Annotated in this window: 1 pseudogene; it reads right to left on the bottom strand. The window is 42.2% G+C overall.

What is annotated here, in order from left to right:
• Positions 1 to 230: pseudogene (locus SB765_RS34375) on the bottom strand (uridine kinase); the annotation flags it as partial.

Genomic DNA, 230 nt, shown 5'->3' on the forward strand with positions numbered 1-230 from the left:
GTGTTAAATGCTCAAGCATTAGTTCGTGTTCAAATGCATCTGGGTGGTCGTAATTCGTTTGCGTACGATGTGCCATCGGCAAATGCGATTGATCCTTGTAATAAGCATCTTCTTCAATAATGGCGATAGCGCCTGGTTCAAGCTCATTTACCAATTCATTATAAATTGTTTGGCTAAATAGAGATTTGCCGGACGCCGATGCGCCTGCAATAGCTATAATAGTTCGTGTC

The organism is Pseudomonas sp. SIMBA_067, from assembly GCF_046534675.1.
GTDB lineage: Bacteria > Pseudomonadota > Gammaproteobacteria > Pseudomonadales > Pseudomonadaceae > Aquipseudomonas > Aquipseudomonas putida.